Annotated in this window: 17 protein-coding genes; 7 read left to right on the forward strand and 10 right to left on the reverse strand. The window is 73.3% G+C overall.

The annotated features are described in order from the left end of the window. The first annotated feature begins 40 nt into the window (after window positions 1-40). The gene (locus OG422_RS21610; RefSeq protein ID WP_405744517.1) at window positions 41-1303 is read left to right on the forward strand and encodes a styrene monooxygenase/indole monooxygenase family protein; all 1263 of its coding nucleotides are present in this window, start codon (window positions 41-43) and stop codon (window positions 1301-1303) included. Window positions 1304-1346: 43 nt separating this feature from the next. Here the strand turns inward: OG422_RS21610 and OG422_RS21615 are convergent, their stop codons facing one another. The 5 genes from OG422_RS21615 to OG422_RS21635 all read right to left on the reverse strand — a co-directional run bounded on the left by OG422_RS21615 (window position 1347) and on the right by OG422_RS21635 (window position 6391). Next, window positions 1347-2567: an NlpC/P60 family protein gene (locus tag OG422_RS21615; protein WP_405744520.1), complete on the reverse strand. Its 1221-nt coding sequence runs from the start codon at window positions 2565-2567 to the stop codon at window positions 1347-1349. Between the two features lie 212 nt (window positions 2568-2779). Further along, the gene (locus OG422_RS21620) at window positions 2780-3982 is read right to left on the reverse strand and encodes a chitinase (RefSeq protein WP_405744523.1); all 1203 of its coding nucleotides are present in this window, start codon (window positions 3980-3982) and stop codon (window positions 2780-2782) included. Between the two features lie 276 nt (window positions 3983-4258). After that, window positions 4259-4525 (reverse strand): hypothetical protein, encoded by a 267-nt coding sequence (locus OG422_RS21625; protein ID WP_143944331.1) that lies wholly within the window; start codon window positions 4523-4525, stop codon window positions 4259-4261. A 106-nt stretch (window positions 4526-4631) separates the two neighbouring features. After that, the gene (locus OG422_RS21630) at window positions 4632-5372 is read right to left on the reverse strand and encodes a TetR/AcrR family transcriptional regulator (RefSeq protein WP_405744526.1); all 741 of its coding nucleotides are present in this window, start codon (window positions 5370-5372) and stop codon (window positions 4632-4634) included. 71 nt (window positions 5373-5443) lie between these two features. Beyond that, complete coding sequence (locus tag OG422_RS21635) at window positions 5444-6391, reverse strand: diiron oxygenase (RefSeq protein WP_405744529.1); 948 nt, start codon at window positions 6389-6391, stop codon at window positions 5444-5446. Window positions 6392-6614: 223 nt separating this feature from the next. Here OG422_RS21635 and OG422_RS21640 point away from each other — a divergent pair, with 223 nt between their 5' ends. Further along, complete coding sequence (locus tag OG422_RS21640) at window positions 6615-7745, forward strand: ferritin-like domain-containing protein (protein ID WP_405744532.1); 1131 nt, start codon at window positions 6615-6617, stop codon at window positions 7743-7745. A 120-nt stretch (window positions 7746-7865) separates the two neighbouring features. On the opposite strand, the gene OG422_RS21645 is transcribed toward OG422_RS21640, so the two are convergent. The 4 genes from OG422_RS21645 to OG422_RS21660 form a co-directional block, all read right to left on the reverse strand. Next, complete coding sequence (locus OG422_RS21645; protein WP_143944518.1) at window positions 7866-8339, reverse strand: VOC family protein; 474 nt, start codon at window positions 8337-8339, stop codon at window positions 7866-7868. Window positions 8340-8478: 139 nt separating this feature from the next. Continuing rightward, window positions 8479-8964, reverse strand: a complete 486-nt coding sequence (locus OG422_RS21650) for an HD domain-containing protein (RefSeq protein ID WP_251076929.1) — start codon at window positions 8962-8964, stop codon at window positions 8479-8481. Window positions 8965-9063: 99 nt separating this feature from the next. Continuing rightward, complete coding sequence (locus OG422_RS21655) at window positions 9064-10518, reverse strand: penicillin-binding transpeptidase domain-containing protein (RefSeq protein WP_405744534.1); 1455 nt, start codon at window positions 10516-10518, stop codon at window positions 9064-9066. Continuing rightward, complete coding sequence (locus OG422_RS21660; RefSeq protein ID WP_405744536.1) at window positions 10515-11963, reverse strand: FtsW/RodA/SpoVE family cell cycle protein; 1449 nt, start codon at window positions 11961-11963, stop codon at window positions 10515-10517. The genes OG422_RS21655 and OG422_RS21660 overlap by 4 nt, the downstream gene beginning before the upstream one ends. A gap of 639 nt (window positions 11964-12602) precedes the next feature. On the opposite strand from OG422_RS21660, the gene OG422_RS21665 reads away from it, so the two are divergent. The 4 genes from OG422_RS21665 (at window position 12603) to OG422_RS21680 (ending at window position 18629) form a co-directional block, all read left to right on the forward strand. Beyond that, on the forward strand, window positions 12603-13898 hold the full coding sequence (locus OG422_RS21665) for a cytochrome P450 (protein ID WP_221938192.1): 1296 nt from the start codon (window positions 12603-12605) through the stop codon (window positions 13896-13898). A 250-nt stretch (window positions 13899-14148) separates the two neighbouring features. Then, window positions 14149-15531, forward strand: coding sequence for a M64 family metallopeptidase (locus tag OG422_RS21670; protein ID WP_405744539.1), 1383 nt, complete (start codon window positions 14149-14151; stop codon window positions 15529-15531). Window positions 15532-15615: 84 nt separating this feature from the next. Further along, complete coding sequence (locus OG422_RS21675; protein WP_405744542.1) at window positions 15616-15852, forward strand: hypothetical protein; 237 nt, start codon at window positions 15616-15618, stop codon at window positions 15850-15852. Then, window positions 15849-18629, forward strand: a complete 2781-nt coding sequence (locus OG422_RS21680; RefSeq protein ID WP_405744545.1) for an FUSC family protein — start codon at window positions 15849-15851, stop codon at window positions 18627-18629. The genes OG422_RS21675 and OG422_RS21680 overlap by 4 nt, the downstream gene beginning before the upstream one ends. A 79-nt stretch (window positions 18630-18708) precedes the next feature. On the opposite strand, the gene OG422_RS21685 is transcribed toward OG422_RS21680, so the two are convergent. After that, window positions 18709-19197 (reverse strand): hypothetical protein, encoded by a 489-nt coding sequence (locus OG422_RS21685; RefSeq protein ID WP_405744547.1) that lies wholly within the window; start codon window positions 19195-19197, stop codon window positions 18709-18711. A gap of 278 nt (window positions 19198-19475) precedes the next feature. On the opposite strand from OG422_RS21685, the gene OG422_RS21690 reads away from it, so the two are divergent. Then, window positions 19476-19799 carry a hypothetical protein gene (locus OG422_RS21690; RefSeq protein WP_405744549.1) on the forward strand — a complete coding sequence of 108 codons (324 nt, stop codon included), beginning with the start codon at window positions 19476-19478 and terminating at the stop codon, window positions 19797-19799.

Here is a 19799-nt window from a genome sequence, read left to right on the forward strand (position 1 = left end):
CCCTCCCCGAAGCAGCAGCAACGCAGAGAAGAGCACCACCATGCGGAAGATACTCGTCGTGGGAGCCGGTCAGTCCGGCCTCCAGCTCGCCCTTGGCCTCCAGTCCAAGGGCTACGAGGTCACCCTGATGTCCAACCGCACCTCCGACGAGATCCGCTCCGGCCGGGTCATGTCGACGCAGTGCATGTTCCACACCGCCCTCCAGCACGAGCGCGACCTCCAGATCAACTTCTGGGAGAACCAGGCGCCGCGCATCGAGGGCCTGGGCGTCTCGGTCGCCGCCCCCGGCAGCTTCGAGTCCCCCGAGGGCTCCCAGCGCGCCATCGACTGGGTCGGCAAGCTCGACGGCCACGCTCAGTCCGTCGACCAGCGGGTCAAGATGGCCGGCTGGATGGAGACCTTCGCGCAGCGCGGCGGCCAGCTCGTCATCCACGGCGCCGCAGTCTCCGACCTGGACTTCTTCGCCAGTCGCTACGACCTGACGCTGGTCTCGGCGGGCAAGGGCGAACTGGTCTCGATGTTCGGCCGCGACGCGTCCCGCTCGCCGTACGACACCCCGCAGCGCGCCCTGGCCGTCGCGTACGTCCACGGCATGGGCCCGCGCCCCGAGCACCCGGAATTCGACGCGGTGCGCTGCAACCTCGTGCCCGGCGTCGGCGAGCTGTTCGTCATGCCGACGTTCACCAACTCCGGCCGCGCCGACATCCTCTTCTGGGAGGGCATACCGGGCGGTCCGCTCGACGCGTTCCAGGGCGTCAAGGACCCCAACGAACACCTGTCGCTCACCCTCGAACTGCTGGAGAAGTTCCTGCCCTGGGAGTACGCCCGCTCCACGAAGGTCGAACTGACCGACGCGCAGGGCACGCTGGCCGGGCGGTATGCCCCGACCGTGCGCAACCCCATCGGCCGGCTGCCCTCCGGCGGTCTGGTCCTCGGTGTCGCGGACGTCGTCGTCGCCAACGACCCGATCACCGGCCAGGGCTCCAACTCCGCCTCCAAGTGCGCCGCCGCCTACCTCTCCTCCATCGTCGAGCGTGGCGACCAGCCGTTCGACGCGGAGTGGATGCAGGCCACCTTCGAGCGCTACTGGCAGACCGCGCAGCACGTCACCAAGTGGACCAACGCGATGCTGGCGCCGCCGCCCGAGCACGTGCTGAACCTGATCGGCGCCGCCGGTCAGATCCAGCCGGTCGCGGACCGCTTCGCCAACGGCTTCAACAACCCGGCCGACTTCGAGAACTTCTTCTTCGAGCCGGAGAAGACCAACGCGTACCTGGGGTCGTTCGGCGGCCCGGAGTCCTGACCTCCGGACCGTCCGTCCGCCGCTTCCGTCCGCCGTCCCCGGCTCAGTGCCCGGGGGCGGCGGACGTGGCGTATCCGGCGTCCGCCGCCCCCGGCGCCGGGCCGTCCGCGGTGACCTGACGGGGCGCGGTGTAGCCGGTGACCGGCCGAGCGGCGGGGTCCGGGCGGACGGCGCCGAGCGGCGGGTTCGAGGCGAGCGGGGAGAGGCGGACGGTGGTGCCCGGGCGTGGTGCCTGGACGACCTTCCCGGCGCCGACGTACAGCGCCACATGGGTCGCGCCGGGGAAGTAGACGACGAGGTCGCCGGGGCGCAGCCGGTTCAGCGGGACGTGCGGGAGCCGCTTCCACTGCTCCTGGCTGGTGCGCGGGATGGTTCGCCCGGCGTGCGACCACGCCTGCGAGGTGAGGCCGGAGCAGTCGAACGCGTCGGGCCCGGTGGCGCCCCAGACGTACGGTTTGCCGACCTGGCGCAGGCCGTAGGCGATGGCCCGGTCGCCCGCGGACGAGGGGGCGCCCGCCGCGCCGAGCGCGCCGCGGGATTCCAGCGTCCGCTGCGCGGTGGCGGCGCCGTCGCTCTCCAGCCGGTCGAGCGCGGCGATCTGGTCCTCGGAGAGCTGGGCGAGCAGCCGCTCGACGTCCTTGAGGCGGTACCGCACGGTGGCCTGCTGCCGGGCGCGCTGTGCGGTGAGGGCGCGCTGCCGGTCGAGGGCGGCGTCCGCCTGCCGGGCGAGGGTGTCGGCCTGCCGTGCGCCGCGGGCCATCCGGTCGATGGTGGCGGCGGCCTCGGTGGCGGCGGTGTGCAGCAGATGGCTGCGGTCCATCGCCTGCTCCGGGTCGTCGGCGAGCAGCACCCGGACGTACGAGGCGAGGGTGGCGGGGCCGCCGCCCTGGTACTGCTGGCGGGCCAGCCGCCCGGCGTCGGCGCGGGCCCCGGCGAGCCGGGCGCGGGCCTGTTGCAGCCGCTCGTCGAGGCTCTTCGCGCGCGCCTGCGTCGCCTTGAGGTCCTCCTGGGTGGCGTTGTACGCCTCGGTGGACTCCTCGGCGGAGCGGTAGAGGGCCTGGAGGCGGCGGAGGAGGGCGGCGGGGCTGTGGGGGTCCGGGGCCGGGTCGCCGGGGGAGGCGGACGCCTCGGCCGTCGTCGCCGGGTCCGGGGCGGGGGCCGCGGTGGCGGTGGCCGCGGGGCCGGTCAGCGCGGTGGCGCCGAGGAGCAGCGCGGCACCGGCCGACCGCAGGGAGCGCGACGACTGCGGTGCGGGACCGGACATCTGACCACCTCCGACGCCGACGGCCGGGCGCCGGGGTGCCCGGTGCTCCGGCCGTCCGGCCGTATCCGTGACGTGCGAACGGTGGGGATGCTGCCACGGTGGGTGGTGATTTCTGAACGAAGGCGGAGGAAGCGGGCGGTCGGCTCACCCGATCGGCGCCGGGCGGCCCGGTGTGCGGGGCGGGGCGCGGCGTGGGGCCAGGTCCGCGCCGCTCAGCGGCCGAAGTAGGCGTCGAAGTTCTTCTGGAACTCCCAGTCGTTGTAGCGGTCCCAGTTGATCGACCAGGTCATCAGGCCGCCGAGGTCCGGCCAGGCGCCGTGCGGGGTGTAGCCGCCGCAGTCGGTGTTCTTGGTGAGGCAGTTGAGCGCCTTGGTGACGTCGCCGGTCGAGGTGTGGCCGTTGCCGGCGTTGGGCGAGGCGGGCAGGCCGATCGCCACCTGGGAGGGCTTGAGCGGCGGGAACACCTGGTCCTTGTTGCCCGCGACGGGGAAACCGGCGAGCAGCATGTCCGTCATCGCGATGGGGAAGTCGGCGCTGCCCATGGTGTGGTACTGCTCGTCCAGGCCCATGATCGGTCCGGAGTTGTAGTCCTGGACGTGCAGCAGCGTCAGATCATTGCGGAGCGCGTGGATCACCGGCAGATACGCCCCGGCGCGCGGGTCCTGACCGCCCCAGGGGCCGGAGCCGTAGTACTGGTGGCCCAGCTGGACGAAGAAGGTCTCCGGCGCCATCGTCAGCGTGAACTTCTCGCCGTACTTCGCCTTGAGCGACTTCACCGCCGCGATGAGGTTGACGACGGAGGGCGTGGTGGGCTTGGTGAAGTCGGTGTCGCCGTCGTCGAGGGAGAGGGAGTGGCCCTCGAAGTCGATGTCGAGGCCGTCGAGCCCATAGCGGTCGATGAGGGCGCCGACGGACGTCACGAACGCGTCCCGGGCGGCGGCGGTGGTCAGCTGGACCTGGCCGTTCTGCCCGCCGATCGAGATCAGCACCTTCTTGCCCGCGGCCTGCTTCGCCTTGACCGCGGCCTTGAACTCGTCCTCGCTCTCCACGCCCGGGCACTCGCTCTGCGGGCACAGCGAGAAGCGGATGTCGCCGGAGGTGGGGGAGGTCGGCTCACCGAAGGCCAGATCGATGAGGTCCCAGCTGTCGGGGACGTCGGCGAGGCGGGTGTAGCCGGAGCCGTTGGCGAAGCTGGCGTGGAGGTAGCCGACGAGGGTGTGCGCGGACGCGGCGGCGGGCCGGGCGGCGGACGGGGCGGGCGCCGCTGCGGCGTGCGCCGGTCCGGTACCGGCCAGGGCGGTGAGCACCGCGGTGGTGGCGATGGCGGCGAGCGCGGCGGGCAGGGCGCGACGGCGGCGGGCGGCGGCGCGGCGGATGCGGCCGGGACGGTCGGGGCGGGGCGAGCCGGTGCGCATGGTGCTGCTCCTTCGGTCGACGGCGCGGAACGGTGGCACGGGGCGGTGCACGGGCGGTGGCGCGGTGTCGAGGCAGGGGAAGCCGCCCCTGAAGGGGGCGATCCGGTCAGGGAGGCGGGGCGGCTCCCCCGGGCAGGAAGCAAACAGGACTAGACCATTGGGTGTCAATGGTCCGGACCAGGGCGGGTGGAGAGGGTGTGGGCGTGGGGAGCCGGCGGGGCGGGCGCCCAGGGGCGCGTCCGAGGAGGGCGCCCGGGTCCGGCACCCGCCGATGTCTCAACCCGCTTTGCTCCAGGGCCACGTGAGCCGCCCCCGCCCCGCATCCCCCTCGGGGTCGTACGCGTAGCGCCAGCCGCGGGGCAGGCCGAGGCGGCCGGGCGGGCCCGGGACGCGGCGGTAGACGTGCACCGTCGGCGGGGTGCCGTCGTCGTGCGGGACCGGCACGGTGTAGACCTTCGGCGGACGGCCGGTGGCGCCGACGAGGACCGGCAGCACCCGGCCGTCCAGCGGGCCGCCGGTGAACGGGGTGTTCTCGCTTCTCACGGCGCCAGTGTCACACCGGGGGAGCGGGACGGGACGCGTCAGGGGTGCGGGCCGGTGCCACGGCAGGAGCCGGGTGGCTCACGCCGGGCCCGGGCCGCGGCGTCGTTCAGAGCAGATGACCGGCGTCGCCGATGACCGGCACGGTGCGGCGGGCCAGGTCGCCCACCCGGCCCTCGCGGGTCTCCAGCGCCAGCGCCCGCCGCACCACCCGGGCCGTCTGCGGGTCGCGCGCCGCCGTCGAGGTCAGCAGCGCCATGAAGTGGTCGACCAGCCAGTCCCGCAGTTCGCCCAGGTCCGGGTGTTTCTCCTCGTCCAGCCAGATCAGCGAGGCGGCCTCCACCGCCGTGATCCACATCCGGACGGTCATCCGCAGCCGCCGCCCCGGCTCCGGTGCGCCGAGGTGGTGCAGGATGTGGTCGGCCGCGGCGCGCCGGACCTCGTCCACGATCGCCGACGTCCGGGACGTCTCGACCACGCTGCCGCCCTGGAGCAGCGCGCTGAACCCTGCGTCGTGCTCGTCGACGAAGGCGAGATAGCGGTCGAGGGCGTGCGAGAGGCGCTGGGTGAGCGGGCCGGCCTCCGGTTCGTCGAAGCAGCCTTCGAGGGCGTCGGCGGCGCTGCGCAGGGCCGCCTCGTACAGCTGCTGTTTGCCGCCGGGGAAGTAGCGGTAGACCAGCGGCCGGGAGACCCCGGCGGCGGTCGCGACGTCGTCGAGCGTCACGTCCTCGGGCGCGCGGTGGGCGAACAGTCCCAGTGCGGCGGCGAGGAGTTGGCTGCGGCGCTGCTCCACGCCCATCCTGCGATAGGCGGGTCGGGGTACTGCCGGGGCGGTGCCGCTGCCGTTCATACCAGCAGCGTAACCGCCCCGCGTTCGCGGCCGCACGGACGGCCGGGCCGCCGCCCGCCGGTCCGTGCGGATCAGGCCAGCAGCCCGGAGCTGCGCCACAACTTCCGGCCCACACCGCGCAGCACGCCGATCTCGTCGAGGAAGTCGGTCAGCCGCTTGGCGCCGGACTGCATCACCTCGCGGCGGTGCCCGCTCGCCCGGACCTGCGCGACGGCCTCCCGCCGGTCCAGGCCGACGTTGCTGTACACCGCCGGGTTGACGAACGCGACGGAGAAGACCCGCGCCGCCTCGCCCGCGCTGACCCGGGTCAGCTCCCGCTCCCAGCGCGGCGCGGTCACCATCTGCCGCCGCAACTCCTCCCGCGCGTAGCGCACATGGCGCGCCTCCTCGACGACATGGATGCGGGTCACGCCGCGTACGAGGGTCTGCACCCGCTCGTCCGGGAAGGTCAGCCGCTGCATCCAGTCCAGGATCTCCTCGCCCAGCAGGGTGCAGGCGAACGAACCGGGCGTGGTGGAGACGGTCTTGAGGATGCGGGCGAGGTGGTGGTTGAGGCGCGAGACCGGGTACGCGGGCGCGCCGCTGCGGGTGATCAGCCGGGCGAACATCTTCGAGTGGCGGCACTCGTCCGCGATCTCGGTGAGCGCGTAGCGGACGTGTGCGCTGGTCACCGGCTTGTCGTAGAGGTGCCGCACCAGCAGCTGCATCAGGATGATCTCGAACCAGATGCCCAACGACGCGAGGGATGCGGCCTCGTGCCGGGAGAGGTCCTGCTGCTGCGCGACCGGCATCCGGCGCCACAGGGGCGTGTCGTAGAGCGACACCAGCTCCGGCGGCCAGTACCACTTGCCGTCTTCGAGCGGTGCGTCCCAGTCGAGTGCGGTGTCGGGGTCGAAGGAGTGCTTGGCTGAGGAGTCGAGCAGGCGCTCGGCCACCTGCTCGCGGTCCTTGAGCAGCCCGAGGGCGTCCCGCAGGACCTCGGTGTCCGGGATGGTCATCGCGGTCGTCGCGCTCGTCATGGCTGTGGCTACCTCGCTCATGGGTTACCAGCGGTCACATCTTATAAGACTGTGCGTCAGTAAGCCCGTCAATCCCCCGCACACGACTTCTTGACCCGCCGGTAAGCAGCGTGTGAGCCTGCGGGTGACCCCGCCGCCGTACCGCATCGCACGACGCGTTCCCCGGCCGGCGGGCGGAGCGTGATGACAGGCCCCAGCAGCCCGGTGAGCCGAGGAGACGCCCGTGTCGAGCCGCGAGACCTACACCCAAGAACCCGCCGACGGCCTCCTATGGGAGGTCCCCGCCGCCGGAGCCGCCCGCTTCAGCTGGGAGTACGACGAGGGGCGCGCCCGGCTCCTCGCCCTCTACCAGAAGGGCAAGGACAAGCAGTGGGACGCCACCACCCGCATCGACTGGGACCAGGAGGTCGACCCGCTCGACCCGCTCGGCACCCCGGACGAGTCGACGGTCCTGTACGGCACGCCCTACTGGGACCGGATGTCCGCACGGGACCGCGGCGCGCTGCGCCAGCACTTCGCCGCCTGGCAGTTCAGCCAGTTCCTCCACGGTGAGCAGGGCGCGATGGTGTGCGCCGCCCGGATCACCGAGTCCGTGCCCGACCTCGACGCGAAGTTCTACTCCGCCACCCAGGCCATGGACGAGGCGCGGCACGCCGAGATCTACAGCCGCTTCCTGCACGAGAAGATCCAGCTGCTCTACCCCGTCAACGACAGCCTGCGCGCCCTCCTCGGCGACACCCTGCGCGACGCCCGCTGGGACATGCCCTACCTCGGGATGCAGGTGCTCATCGAGGGGCTGGCGCTGGCGGCGTTCGGCATGATCCGCGACACCACCACCAAGCCGTTGCCGCACCAGATCCTCGCCTACGTCATGCAGGACGAGGCCCGGCACGTCGCCTTCGGCCGGATGGCGCTGCGCGACCACTACCGGCAGCTCACCGACGCCGAACTGCGCGAACGCGAGGAGTTCGTCATCGAGGGCTGCTATCTGATGCGGGATCGGCTGCGCGGTCTGGAGGTCCTGGAGAACTTCGGCATCCCGCGCGCCGAGGCCCTGGAACTCACCGAACAGTCGGAGTTCCTGCACCTCTTCCGCAAGCTGCTCTTCAGCCGCATCGTGCCGTGTGTCAAGGACATCGGCCTGTGGGGCCCGCGCCTGCGCCGTGCCTACGCCGACCTGGGCGTCCTCGACCTGGGCGACGCGGAGCTGGACACGCTGATGGCCCAGGACGAGGAGCTGGCCGAGCAGTTGGACGCCCGCCGCTTCGCCGCCGAGGAGGCGGCCCGCACCGCCGAGATCGCGGCGACGGTCGCGGAGGGGGCTGCGGAGGACGGCGGTGAGGGGCGGGGGTGAGGCCGGGCGGGCGGGGCTTGAGGCCGATCGGGCGGGGCAGGCCGGGCATCCCGCCTGCCACGGGCGCCCTGACTGCCACGTCTGTCCCGGGCGCCCCGCCGCCTCGTCCCGGCGCCCGGCTCAGCCTCCGTCCGCCGCCGCCCGCAACGCGTCGACATCGAGCTTCTGCATCCCCAGCATGGCCTGCAACGCGCGCTGGGCGCGCGCCGGATCGGGGTCGGCCATCAGCTCGCCGAGCGCGTCGGGGATCACCTGCCAGGACAGGCCGTAGCGGTCCTTGAGCCAGCCGCACGGACCGGTGCGGCCGCCCTTGCCCAGGGCGTCCCAGTAGTAGTCGACCTCCGCCTGGTCCGCACAGTTGATCAGCAGCGAGATCGCCTCGTCGAAGGTGAACTCCGGGCCGCCGTTGATCGCCGTGTACGGCTGCCCGTCCAGCTCGAAATCGACGGTCAGCACCGTCCCGGCCGGGCGCGGACCGGCCTCGCCGTAGTACGAGACCTGGGTGATACGGGAGTGGGGGAACACCGAGACGTAGAACTCGGCGGCGTCCTTGCCCTGGGTGTCGAACCAGAGATTCGGGGTGATCTTCGGCATGGCGGGCTCCTGGTGTCGGCGGACGGGACGCGCGTCCCACCCCCTGACAACGACCGTGCCACCCTGGCGCGGCGCCCGCCATTGGGGTACCGGCCACCCGCCCGCGACCGGGCCGGTCAGCACCTCGTAGGCGGGTCCGCTACCCGGCCAGCCCCAACAGCGCCCGCATCCGGGCGTACTTCGCCGTCAGCCGCTCCCGGGTCGGCCCGTCGAGCACCGCGAGCCGCGCCGGGTCCGCGTTGTGGGCCAGGTCGGCCGTCTTGACCAGCAGCGCGCCCGGTGTCGCCAGGATCCGGGCGGCGTACGCCTCGGGCGGCTCGCCGTCCCGTTTGGTGACGGCGAGGACCATCGCCTTGGTCGCCTCGGCCAGCGCCGCCCGCGCCAGCCGGTCCGCGGAGAGCGCCCCGTCCTCGACGGCGTCGTGCAGCCACGCCGCGGCGATCTGCTCGGGGCCGCCGCCCCGCTCCCGCACCCCGTCGGCGACCGCCGCCAGATGCTCCGCGTACGGGCGGCCCGCCTTGTCCGTCTGCCCGTCGTGCGCCCGCCGCGCCAGCGCCTCGACCTCCGCCGTGGTGAGCATGGGCGCCGCACCGGACACCGTCGTACCGCCGTCAGGTTCCGTCATGCGGTCATTGTGCCGGGGTGCTCGGGCCGGGAAGGGGCCGGGCCGCATGGTGCGACGGGCCCGGGCCGCACGTCGTGGCGTGGCCCCGTACCCGCCCCCTCACCGCAGCGCCGCCCGCATCACCGCGCCCGCGATCGGGGCGGCGCTGCCGCCGCCGCTGATCTCGGTGCGGTCGGCCGCCGCGTCCTCGACGACCACCGCGACCGCCACCGCCGGTTCGGCGGTGTCCTCGCGGCGTGCCCAGGAGATGAACCACGCGTAGGGGGTGCCCTCGTTGTGCACGCCGTGCTGGGCGGTCCCGGTCTTGCCGCCGACGACCGCGCCGTGGATCGCGGCGCGGTGCCCGCTGCCGTGCTCGACGACGTCCACCATCAGTTCCTGGAGCCGCCGGGCGGTCGCCGGACTCATCGCCCGGACCGGCGCCGGGCGCTCCGCCGCGGCGAGCGCCGTCCCCGACGGGTCGGTCACCTCGTCCACCAGATACGGCGCCGCCCGCTCCCCGTCGTCGGCCACCGCCGCCGCGACCGTCGCCATCTGGAGCGGCGTCGCCGTCGTGTCGTACTGCCCGATCGACGACAGCGCCAGCTGCGCCCGGTCCATCGACGTGTCGAAGGTGCTCGGTGCGACGGGCGAGGGGATGCGCGGCCCCCGCCCGTCGAAGCCGAAGGCCCGCGCCGTGCGCACCATCGTGTCCAGCCCCGCGCCGACGCCCAGCCGCGCGAAGACCGTGTTGCACGAGACCCGGAACGCCTCCCGCAGCGACGCGTCCTCGCAGTCGTCCGACTCGTTGACCAGCATGGTGTCCGTACCGGGCAGGGTGTACGGATCGGGGGAGTCGGTGGGCTCGTCCGGGTCGTCGACCAACCCGCCCTCCAGCGCCGCCGCGGCGGTGACCACCTTGAACGCCGAACCGGGCGGATACGTCTGCCGGATCGCCCGGTTGAGCATCGGCTGCCGCGCCGCCCCGGTCAGCCGCCGCCACGCCGCCGTCACCTTCCGGCCGTTGCCCGACAGCTGGGCCGGGTCGTACGAGGGGGTGGAGACCAGCGCCAGGATGCGGCCGGTGCGCGGTTCGACGGCGGCGACCGCGCCCGTCCGGCGGCCCAGGCCCGCGAACGCCGCGCGTTGCATCGCCGGATCGATGGTGGTCGCCACCGACCCGCCCCGCCGCCGCGCCCGCGTCAGCCCGTCCCACCAGGGGAACGCCGTCAGCCGCGGATCGGTCCCGGACAGCACCCCGTCCTCGGCCCGCTCCAGCAGCGAGGTGCCGTACGTCTGCGAGGAGAACCCGGTGACCGGCGCGTACAGCGGCCCGTCGGTGTACGTCCGCTCGTGCCGCAGCCGCCCGCCGCTGTCGTGCGAGCCGGTCACCGGCCGCCCGGCGACCAGTACCGCGCCGCGCGGCTCCGCGTACCGCGCGATCTGCGCCCGGCGGTTGGCCGGATCGGCGGCCAGCTCCGGCGCGCGGAAGACCTGGACCCACGCCGCGTTGCCCAGCAGCGCGACGAAGAGCAGCAGACAGAAGACGGCGGCGTGCCGGGTGCAGCGGATCACCGGCCCGCCTCCGGAGCGCGCCCGGCCACCGCCACCGCCGCGGTCCCGACCATGTCCCGCAGCCCGTCCGGGGCGTCCGGCGCGTCCCCGGGAGGCCGTCGGGCCCGGTCGCTGAGGCGGATCAGCAGGGCCACGATCAGCCAGTTCGTCACCAGCGACGAGCCGCCCTGCGCCAGGAACGGCAGTGCCATCCCGGTCAGCGGGATCAGCCCCATCACCCCGCCCGCGATGACGAAGACCTGCACCGCCGGGAGCGAGGCGAGGCCCACCGCCAGCAGCCCGCCGAACGGGTCGCGCAGCCCGAGCCCGGCCCGGAAGCCGCGCGCCACCAAGATCGCGTAGAGCAGGAACAGCACGGTCAGCCCGGCGAGCCCCAGTTCCTCCCCGAACGTCGCCAGCAGGAAGTCGGACTTCATGGCGAAGCCGATGAGATACGAGTCGCCGCGGCCCAGCCCGGTGCCCAGCAGACCGCCCGCCCCGAACGCGTACAGCGACTGCGCCAGTTGCCCGGGGCCCGCGCCCGCCGCGACGCCGGCGAACGGATGCAGCCAGTCCTCCACCCGGCTGTGCACATGCGGCTCCAGCACCGCGACGGCGGTTGCGCCCGCGCCCGCCAGCAGCAGCCCGACCGCGAGCCAGCCCAGCCGCCCGGTCGCCACGTACAGCAGCACCACGAAGATGCAGAAGTAGAGGAGCGAGGTGCCGAGGTCGCGTTCGAGGACCAGGATGGCGACGGTCAGCAGCCAGACCGCGGCGACCGGGCGGAGTATCCGCAGCGCCGTGCGCCGCGCCGCGCCGGGGCCGTCCGCCGGGGGCGCCGCGCGGTGGGCCGCGAGCCGCGCCGCGAAGAACACCGTGAGCAGTACCTTCGCGAACTCGCCCGGCTGGATCGAGAACCCCGCCAGCCGGATCCAGATCTTCGCGCCGTTGACCGCCGGGAACGCCAGCGGCGCGAGCATCAGCGCCAGCGCCAGCGCCGCGCACACCGGCCCGTACCGCGCCAGCTTCCGGTGGTCGCGTACCAGCAGCACCGCCGCCGTGAACAGCGCGATCCCGACCGCCGACCAGACCAGCTGGGCCGGTGCCGCGTGGTGGCCCGGCGTCGCCAGGTCCAGCCGGAAGATGAGGACCAGCCCGAGCCCGTTGAGGAGGACGGCGACCGGCAGCAGCAGCGGATCGGCGTGCGGGGCGCCGCGCCGCACCGCCAGATGGGCCAGGAGCGCGAGGGCGCCGAGCCCCGCGCCGTACCCCGCGGCGCCGCCGGGCACCGCGCCCCGCACCGTCAGCCCGACGACGGTGTACCCGCAGACGCTGATCAGCACCGCGCCGGTCAGCAGGACCAGCTCGACGCCGCGCCGTCGGGGCACCAGCGGGAGGGGCGGCGGACGGTCCGCCGCCGAGGCGGCGGACGACGCCGGGGCCGGGGGCGGGGCCGTTGCCGTCATGCCTGGCAACGTAGCAAGTAAGGCGGCTTATATGTGTTATGTCGGTTCATGCGCTGCTCATGTCGGAATGCGATTTCTTCGGGGGTAATTCCGATTCGTTCCTCCGGGGGTACGGGCGCGACACCGGGCGGCCGGGTCGAGGGAACGCGGGATTCCACGGGACGGCAGCGGGTCGGCGTACCGGGAGCGGGGACGCGTACGCCCCGGCGCACGGAACCGGAGTCCGCACTCCGGGCAACTCCGTACCGGAAATCGGCGTCCTGGTAAAGGAAGTTCAGGGTGGTGCCTCGGCCGGTACGGGAGTGATGGATGAAGGTCGGGTGGGGGGTCAGGGGAATTCCAGGGGTGCCCCCGACGCGTATCAGGGCCGTTGGGCCCTCGGCGCCGCCAAGGGCGCTTTGTAAACTCGACGCGAAAGACAAGGGCCGAGCGCGTCACGCCGGCCGCGGGCGACCGGCGATGCCGGTCGACGTCACGGACCCGCGCCGTGACCGCCGCAAGCGAGGGGCAGGGGATGCCGGAAAGACATCCCCTACGGCGTACGGCACCACCGCGGACGCCGGGCGGACGCCCCGCGCTTCCTCGGTCCCTCCGGGCCGCCGAGTGCGGATGACCGTCCCCTCCCCGACGAAAGGCAGTATGAGCGTCATGACGACACTCCGTTCCCGGATCATCGCCTGGGCCGGCCGCCTGTATCTCGCGAGAACGCGGAAGAAGGGCTTCGATCTCTCGCGGATGTCCTTCCTGCCCGAGTCCGTGCTGATGCCGCTGCGGCGCGACGGCCTCGACCCGGTGCCCGAGCTGGGAGCCGTCCGGGAGAAGGAGCCCATCACCAAGCTTCCGGTGCCGATAGCCGCGAACGTCTGGCTGGTCACCGGCTACGACGAGGTCAAGGCGGTGCTCGGCAAGGCCAACGCCTTCAGCTCGGACTTCACCCACCTGGTCGGCAAGGCGGGCGCGGAGGCCGAGCAGAACCCGGGCGGTCTGGGCTTCGCCGACCCGCCCGTCCACACCCGGCTGCGGCGGCTGCTCACCCCGGAATTCACCATGCGCCGCCTGAGCCGCCTCACCCCGCGTATCCACGAGATCGTCGAGGAGCGGCTGGATGCGATGGAGCGGGCCGGCAAGGACGGCGAACCGGTCGACATCGTCCAGGCTTTCGCGCTGCCCATTCCCTCTCTGGTGATTTGCGAACTCCTCGGTGTGCCCTATGAGGACCGTGCGGATTTCGAGCGGCTGAGCGCCGCGCGCTTCGACCTCTTCAGCGGCGCCAACGCGTCCTTCGGCGCCATATCGGAATCCCTGACCTATTTCCGTGAGGTCGTCAAGAAGCAGCGCAAGGACCCGGGCGACGGTCTCCTCGGCATGATCGTCAAGGAGCACGGCGACACCGTCAGCGACGAGGAGCTGGCCGGTCTCGCCGACGGCGTCCTCACCGGCGGCTTCGAGACCACCGCGAGCATGCTGGCGCTCGGCGCCCTCGTCCTCCTCCAGGACCCGGACCACTTCGCGGCACTCAAGGACGGCGACGAAGCCGTCGAACGGTACGTCGAGGAGCTGCTGCGCTACCTCACCGTCGTCCAGGTCGCCTTCCCGCGCTTCGCCCGCGAGGACCTGGAGATCGGCGGCGTGCGGATCGCCGCCGGCGACATCGTGCTGTGCTCCCTGAGCGGCGCGGACCGCGACGGCGCCCTCGGCCCCGACATGGAGCGCTTCGACCCCGACCGCAACGTCCCCTCCCACCTCGCCTTCGGCTACGGCATCCACCGCTGCGTCGGCGCCGAGCTGGCCCGGATGGAGCTGCGCGCCGCCTACCCGGCCCTCGTCCGCCGCTTCCCCACGATGCGCCTCGCCGTCGAACCGGAGAACCTGAGCTTCCGCAAGCTCTCCATCGTGTACGGGATCGACTCGCTGCCGGTGCAACTGGGCGGCTGAGCCCCGCCCTGACGCGTCCCGCCCCGGCGCGCTCGTCCGGCCTCCGGTACGGACGGGCACGCCGGGGCGAGGCGTCTCCGGGGCCAGGGGGGAGCCGGCCGGGCCGAGCCCCACCCCGCCCGCCAACTCGTCCTCCTCCCCGGCCACTCGACGGCCCACCGTTGCCCGCCTCCTCCCCGCGCCCTACATTGAGCCGCGCCCATCCGGCTCCACCCGCCGTACCGTCGGCGGGACTTGGGAGGATCGATCCATGCGCATACGCGCCTCCGTCCGTACGTCCGGCCACGCCCCGGGGCGTGACCGCGGCACCCCGCCCGGCCGTCGGCGCCCCGCGCCCCTGCGCGCCGCCGCGGCCGTCGGGGCGGCCTTCGCCGCCGCCCTCGCGCTGACCGCCGCCGCGCCCGCCGGAGCGGCCCCGGCCCCGGCAGCGGCTCCAGCCGCCCGGTCGGCGCAGCCCGTCGAGTACTTCACCGGGCCCGGCGGTCACCCCCGCCACACCACCGTGCCCGCCTCCGCCCCGCTCGCCCCGGCCGCGCGCACCGCCATCGCCGCCGACGGCGACGTCACCCCGCTCGTCCGGAACGGCCCGGTCGCCGACAAGCTCGACGTCGTCTTCATCGGCGACGGCTACACCGCCGACCAGCAGGAGGACTTCCACAAGGCCGCCCGCGCCAAGTGGGAGAAGATGACGGCCGTCGAGCCGTACGCCTCGTACACCAAGCTCTTCAACGTCTGGGCCGTCGACGCCGTCTCCCATGACTCCGGTGTCTCCGGCGACCCGACCCAGGACGTCGTCCGCAACACCGCTCTCAGCTCCGCCTTCTTCTGCAACGGCACCGAGCGGCTGCTCTGCGTCGACACCGCGAAGGTCGAGGCGTACGCCGCCAAGGCGCCCGCCGCCGATCTCGTCGTCGTCCTCGGCCACTCGTCCAAGTACGGCGGCGCCGGGTACAACGCCGTCTCCTCGCAGGTCGGTTACGACGGCATCGCCACCGCCTCGTCCGACAACGACCAGTCCGACCAGATCGCCGTCCATGAGACCGGCCACTCCCTGGGCAAGCTCGCCGACGAGTACGACTACGGGCAGGAGGGCACCTACACCGGCCCCGAGCCCACCGATTCCAACATCTCCACCCTCGGCGCGGACGCGATGAAGTCCCAGCAGAAGAAGTGGTTCCGCTGGCTGGGCCAGGAGTCCCCGGACGGCGGCACGGTCGGCGCGTACGAGGGCGGCGGCTACTACGAGAAGGGGATCAACCGCCCCACCGACAACTCGATCATGCGGACCCTGGGGCAGGAGTTCAATCTTCCCGGCCGCGAGGCGATGATCGCCGGATTCCACCGCCACTCCAAGACGCTGACCGCCGAGGTGCCCACCGGGCGGCCGCTCCCCCGGAGCGGCTCGCTCCGCGTCACCCCGCTGCCGGGCGCCGTTCCGCACTGGTACGTCGACGGCCGTGAGGCCCGCTCGGCGCGCGGCGCGACCACGGTGCGCCCCGCCGCCCTCGGCGTCCCCGCCGACGGCCGCCCGCACACCGTCACCGTCCGCGCCACCGACGCCACGGACGCGGTCCGTGACCCGTCCCTGCGCTCCCTTCTCACCACCGAACTGAGCTGGCGCGTCACCGGCTGACCGACCGCGCCGCACCGCCCCGCGGGGGCGGCCCCCGGGACCGAATCCCCGAGGGCCGCCCCCGTCGGCGTATATGATTGCGATATGCATCTATCGCTGCCGCCGGAGCCCGAACGGGGCCCGGCGCCGGGCGAGATGCGCACCGGGCGCGCGGCCCCGGGCCCCGCGCGGCCCCACCGTCGCACCGACGGCCCCGCCCCGGCCCACGGCCATATCCCCGCATCGTGCACCGCGCCCCAACTTCCGTACTGCACCGCCGAGTTGGCCGCCCACCGCGCCGTCGCACCCCCGCCCCACGCCCCCGAACCGGAGGTCAATTGACCACCCCAGCCGCCGCCACGACCCAGGACACCACCGCAGTTGCCGACGGCGACCGCCCCGGCCCCGCGCCCCGGCCCCGGACGGGCCCGCTCGCCCCGTACCGCGTCGCCGGGCCCAGACGCTGGTGGGATCGGGTCCTCGCGGCCGATCCGGGGCTCGGTCAACTCCAGTCCGGGTGGCGGTCGCTGGTCTCCATGACCGCGGCGCTGGCGACCGGCTACGGCATGTCCGTGGCGCTGGACCTGCCCGCCGTCCTCGCCATGACGGTGGCCGGGATGATGGGCCTGATGAGCGCGTTCGTCATCGCCGAGAACACGCCGCTGCGGCTGGCCCGCGCCACCCTGTGGATGCCGCTGCCGTACTCCGCCGCCCTGCCGGTCGCCGCCTGGCTCCGCCCGGACCGGCTGCTGGAGATCGCCCTGATGGTGACGGCGCTGGCGCTGACCTTCCTCCTCGCCCGCTTCGGCACCCTCGCGCTGCTCACCGGCATGATGACCTTCAACGCCTTCATGGTCGGCATGATGGCCGCCGTCCCGCTCGCCCTCTGCGGTGAGCTCTTCGTCGTCGCGCTGACCGCCTCCGCCGCGGTCCTCGCCGCCCGCCTGCTCCTCTGCTATCCGATGCCGCGCGAGGACCTGCTCCGTACCCAGCGCGCCTTCGTCGTCGAGGCGCGTCGCGTCGCGGACGCCGCCACCGCCGCCCTCGACCCGGACGCCGACCACGAGGTCGCCATCGCCCGGATGCGCCGCAGCCTGCGCCGCCTCAACACCACCACCGTCACCATCGACGGCCGTCTCGCCCAGCCCGAGGTCGCCGCCGACCCGGTCGCCGCCGAACTCCTCCACCGCCACCTCTTCGACGCCGAACTCGCCCTGCGCGGCATCGGCGAGGCCCTCACCCACCTCACCCGCCTCCAGGTCCCCGCCCCGCTGCGGGAGGCGATGGTCGTCGGCCTCGTCATCGCCCGCGACACCCCGCTCGGCCGCGCCGACGCGCTCCACCCGGCGGCCCAACTCATCCGCCAGCAGGCCGCGTTCGTCCTCGACGATCCGCAGGCCGGACCCGCCGACGCGGAGGCCGCGGCCCTCGCCCGCCGCGTCGGCGACCTGCTGGACTCCCTCGCCGACTCCCTCGCCCACTGGCTCGACCTCGGCAGCCACACCCCCACCGCCCGCGCCGAGGTGCCGTTCCGGCCGACCGTCGCCCTGGAGAAGGGGCAGCCCGCGGGCACCGGCGAGGTCGCCCGGCGCGTCGTCGCCGCCCGCAGCGACCACGGCTGGCGCCGCGCCGTCCCGTATCTGCGCGTCCCGCTGCACGCCGCGGTCGCCTCGGCGCTCGTCTGCCCGCTCACCGACGCCATCGACCCGCGCCGCTTCTACTGGGGCCTGGTCGGCGTCATGATCACGCTGTTCGGCACCAGCACCACCCACGAACGGCTGCGGAAGTTCGTCCACCGCATGGCCGGGACCGTCGCCGGGGCCGTCCTCGGCATCCTCCTGCTCCGCCTCATCGGCCCCGGCCACGTCTACGCCACCCTCACCGTCATCGTCCTCGGCCTCGCCGCCGGCTCCTGGGGCATGCAACGCCGCTACGCGTACTGGGTCGTCGGCCTTGTCACCGCCCTCACCCAGCTCTACGGCATGACCACGCCGAACGACGCCCTGGAGGGCCTGCTCGCCGAACGCCTGCTGGACAACGGCCTCGGCGTCCTCGCCGCCACGGCCTGCGCCGCGCTGATCTTCCCGGTCTCCAGCCGCCGCCTCGCCCAGGAGGCCGAACGCGGCTACCTCTCCGCGATGGAACACCTCCTCGCCCAGATCGCCCTTCGCTGGGACCAGCCGGACGCCCCGGTCCGGCTGCGCGGCGCCGCCCGCGCCATCGACGCCGCGCTCTTCCCCGTCCACGGCGTCCTGCGGCCGCTGATCCGTATGCCGCTGGGCATCCGCGGCCGCGGCACCGAGAACCGCCTCGCCCTCCTCACCCACGCCACCGGCCACGCCCGTGCCCTCGCCGCGGCCGCCGACACCGATCTCGACCTCGCTCCCCACCTGAGCGCCCGCGTCCGCCAGATCCTCACCACCCTCACGACCTCCCTGCACGCCCTCGACCGGCACGCCGCGGGCGCCCCGACACCCGGTACCTGGACCCGCGTCGGCCCTCTCCTCCGCGACCTCGCCGCCCACCTGCGGGGGCCGTCCGGACCTCGCGCGGACCGGCTGCGTACGGCGTTGCATGAACTTGCCGCTCTGGACGAGGCGTTGGCGGCGTACGCGGAACAGCGCGGCTTGACCCTGGCCGCTGCGACACCCGCCGCGCCTGCGCCGCGACCCGTCTCCGCCGCGGCTGCCGTCGATCGCCGTACCCAGCAGGCGCTGGCGGCTTGGGCGGCCCGTAATCGGGCGGCGCATCCGCGGGAGGTGGGCGGCGCCTCGGCCGCGCGGGTCACGATGGCCGCCGGGACTCCCGGACCCGCCGTACGCACCGAACTCGCCCCGGGCGCGCGCACGACGGGCACCACGGTCACCGGCACCCTCCGCTGCACCGACCACCCCGGCGGCTGCGACGCCTGGATCACCATCGTCAACGCCCGCGGCAAACGCCGCGCCACCAGCCGCGCGACCGGCGGCCACTACCGCATCCCCGCCGTGCCGCCCGGCAGCTACACCCTCATCGCTTCCGGCTCGGCCCATCCGCCGCGCGCCGCGTTCCTCTCCGTACGCGCCGGAGCGGGCGAGCTGCGGCACGACATCGACCTGGAGCCGGTGGGCGGGGCCTGAGCGGGGGCGTGCCCGGAAACGGCAACGGGGCGCGGGCCGTCACCACCGGCCCGCGCCCCGCACCCTGCACACCGTCACCTCACCGAGGCTTGATCTCCATCGGACGCCCGCCACCGGGCAGCGCGAGCACACCCGCACCCTCCAGATTCCCGGCGTGCCAGGCCCCCTGCTCCAGTGCTTTGGGCCACTGCCGCCGCGGTCGCGTCCCACGGGTGGACATGTCCCTGGTCCACTCGTCTGCGTCCCCGAGGCGCAGCCGCACCGGAACGCCGATGTCCTTGTTCCGCGGAATCCGCCGCACCGCGGCCACCGGGCGCCACGGGTGAGCTTCCAGCAGGCGGCGGATGCGCTTCAGGGCGCGCAGGGAGATCACGTAGTAGTAGAGGAAGCAGATGTAGACGAGCAGGGTGATGGCTCCGATCGCACCGATCAGATTCCCGCCGCCACGCCCCCTGCGCCCGCTCCACTTCACGTCGGACAGCGAGATGACCCCGAACCCGTCGAGCAGGGTGAGCGCGATGAAGAACACCACCCACCCGACCGTCCAGCACGTCAGGAGTATCCGCACCCGCCGACGCTCCGCGGCCCAGGCGGACCGTGTTCCCGCATCCTCGAAGGCGACTGTGTCCGGAACCGTATACGCCGCAGACCTCACCAGAAAGTCCCCCTTTTCGAACATCAGGCCATCGACACCGGGAAAGGACCGTCTCCCGAGGTCGGAGATTACAAGAACTTGATAGTTGCTATATCTTATCCTGACGTCACGCCGGGCGGTGCATGGGTGCCCCAATTGCCCCTCGTGCGGCGTATGTTCACTTCGTTTGCTGGGGGAGGAGAGGTTTACCGGTGTCCGACGAGTTCAAGATGGATCTCACACAACTTGGGTCATTCGGCCGCGTGTTGAAGAAATCCGTTTCGGATCTGGAGAGCACACGCAAAGCCCTTTCGTCCGTCAGTGCCGAACAGATCGGCACGGCACGGCTGGACGAGGCGTGCGAGACCTTCCAGGAGCGGTGGAAGTACGGCACCAGCGAGCTGAAGGAATTGATCGAGGCGGTCGACGAAGGCGTGGAGAAGACCGCGCTGAGCTACAAGGAGATGGAGCAAAACCTCTCCAAGGCGCTCAAGAAGATGGAAGAGACCGCAGCCACTAATGCGGGGGAGCGCTGA

The organism is Streptomyces sp. NBC_01525 (genome assembly GCF_045040405.1).
Lineage (GTDB): Bacteria > Actinomycetota > Actinomycetes > Streptomycetales > Streptomycetaceae > Streptomyces > Streptomyces benahoarensis.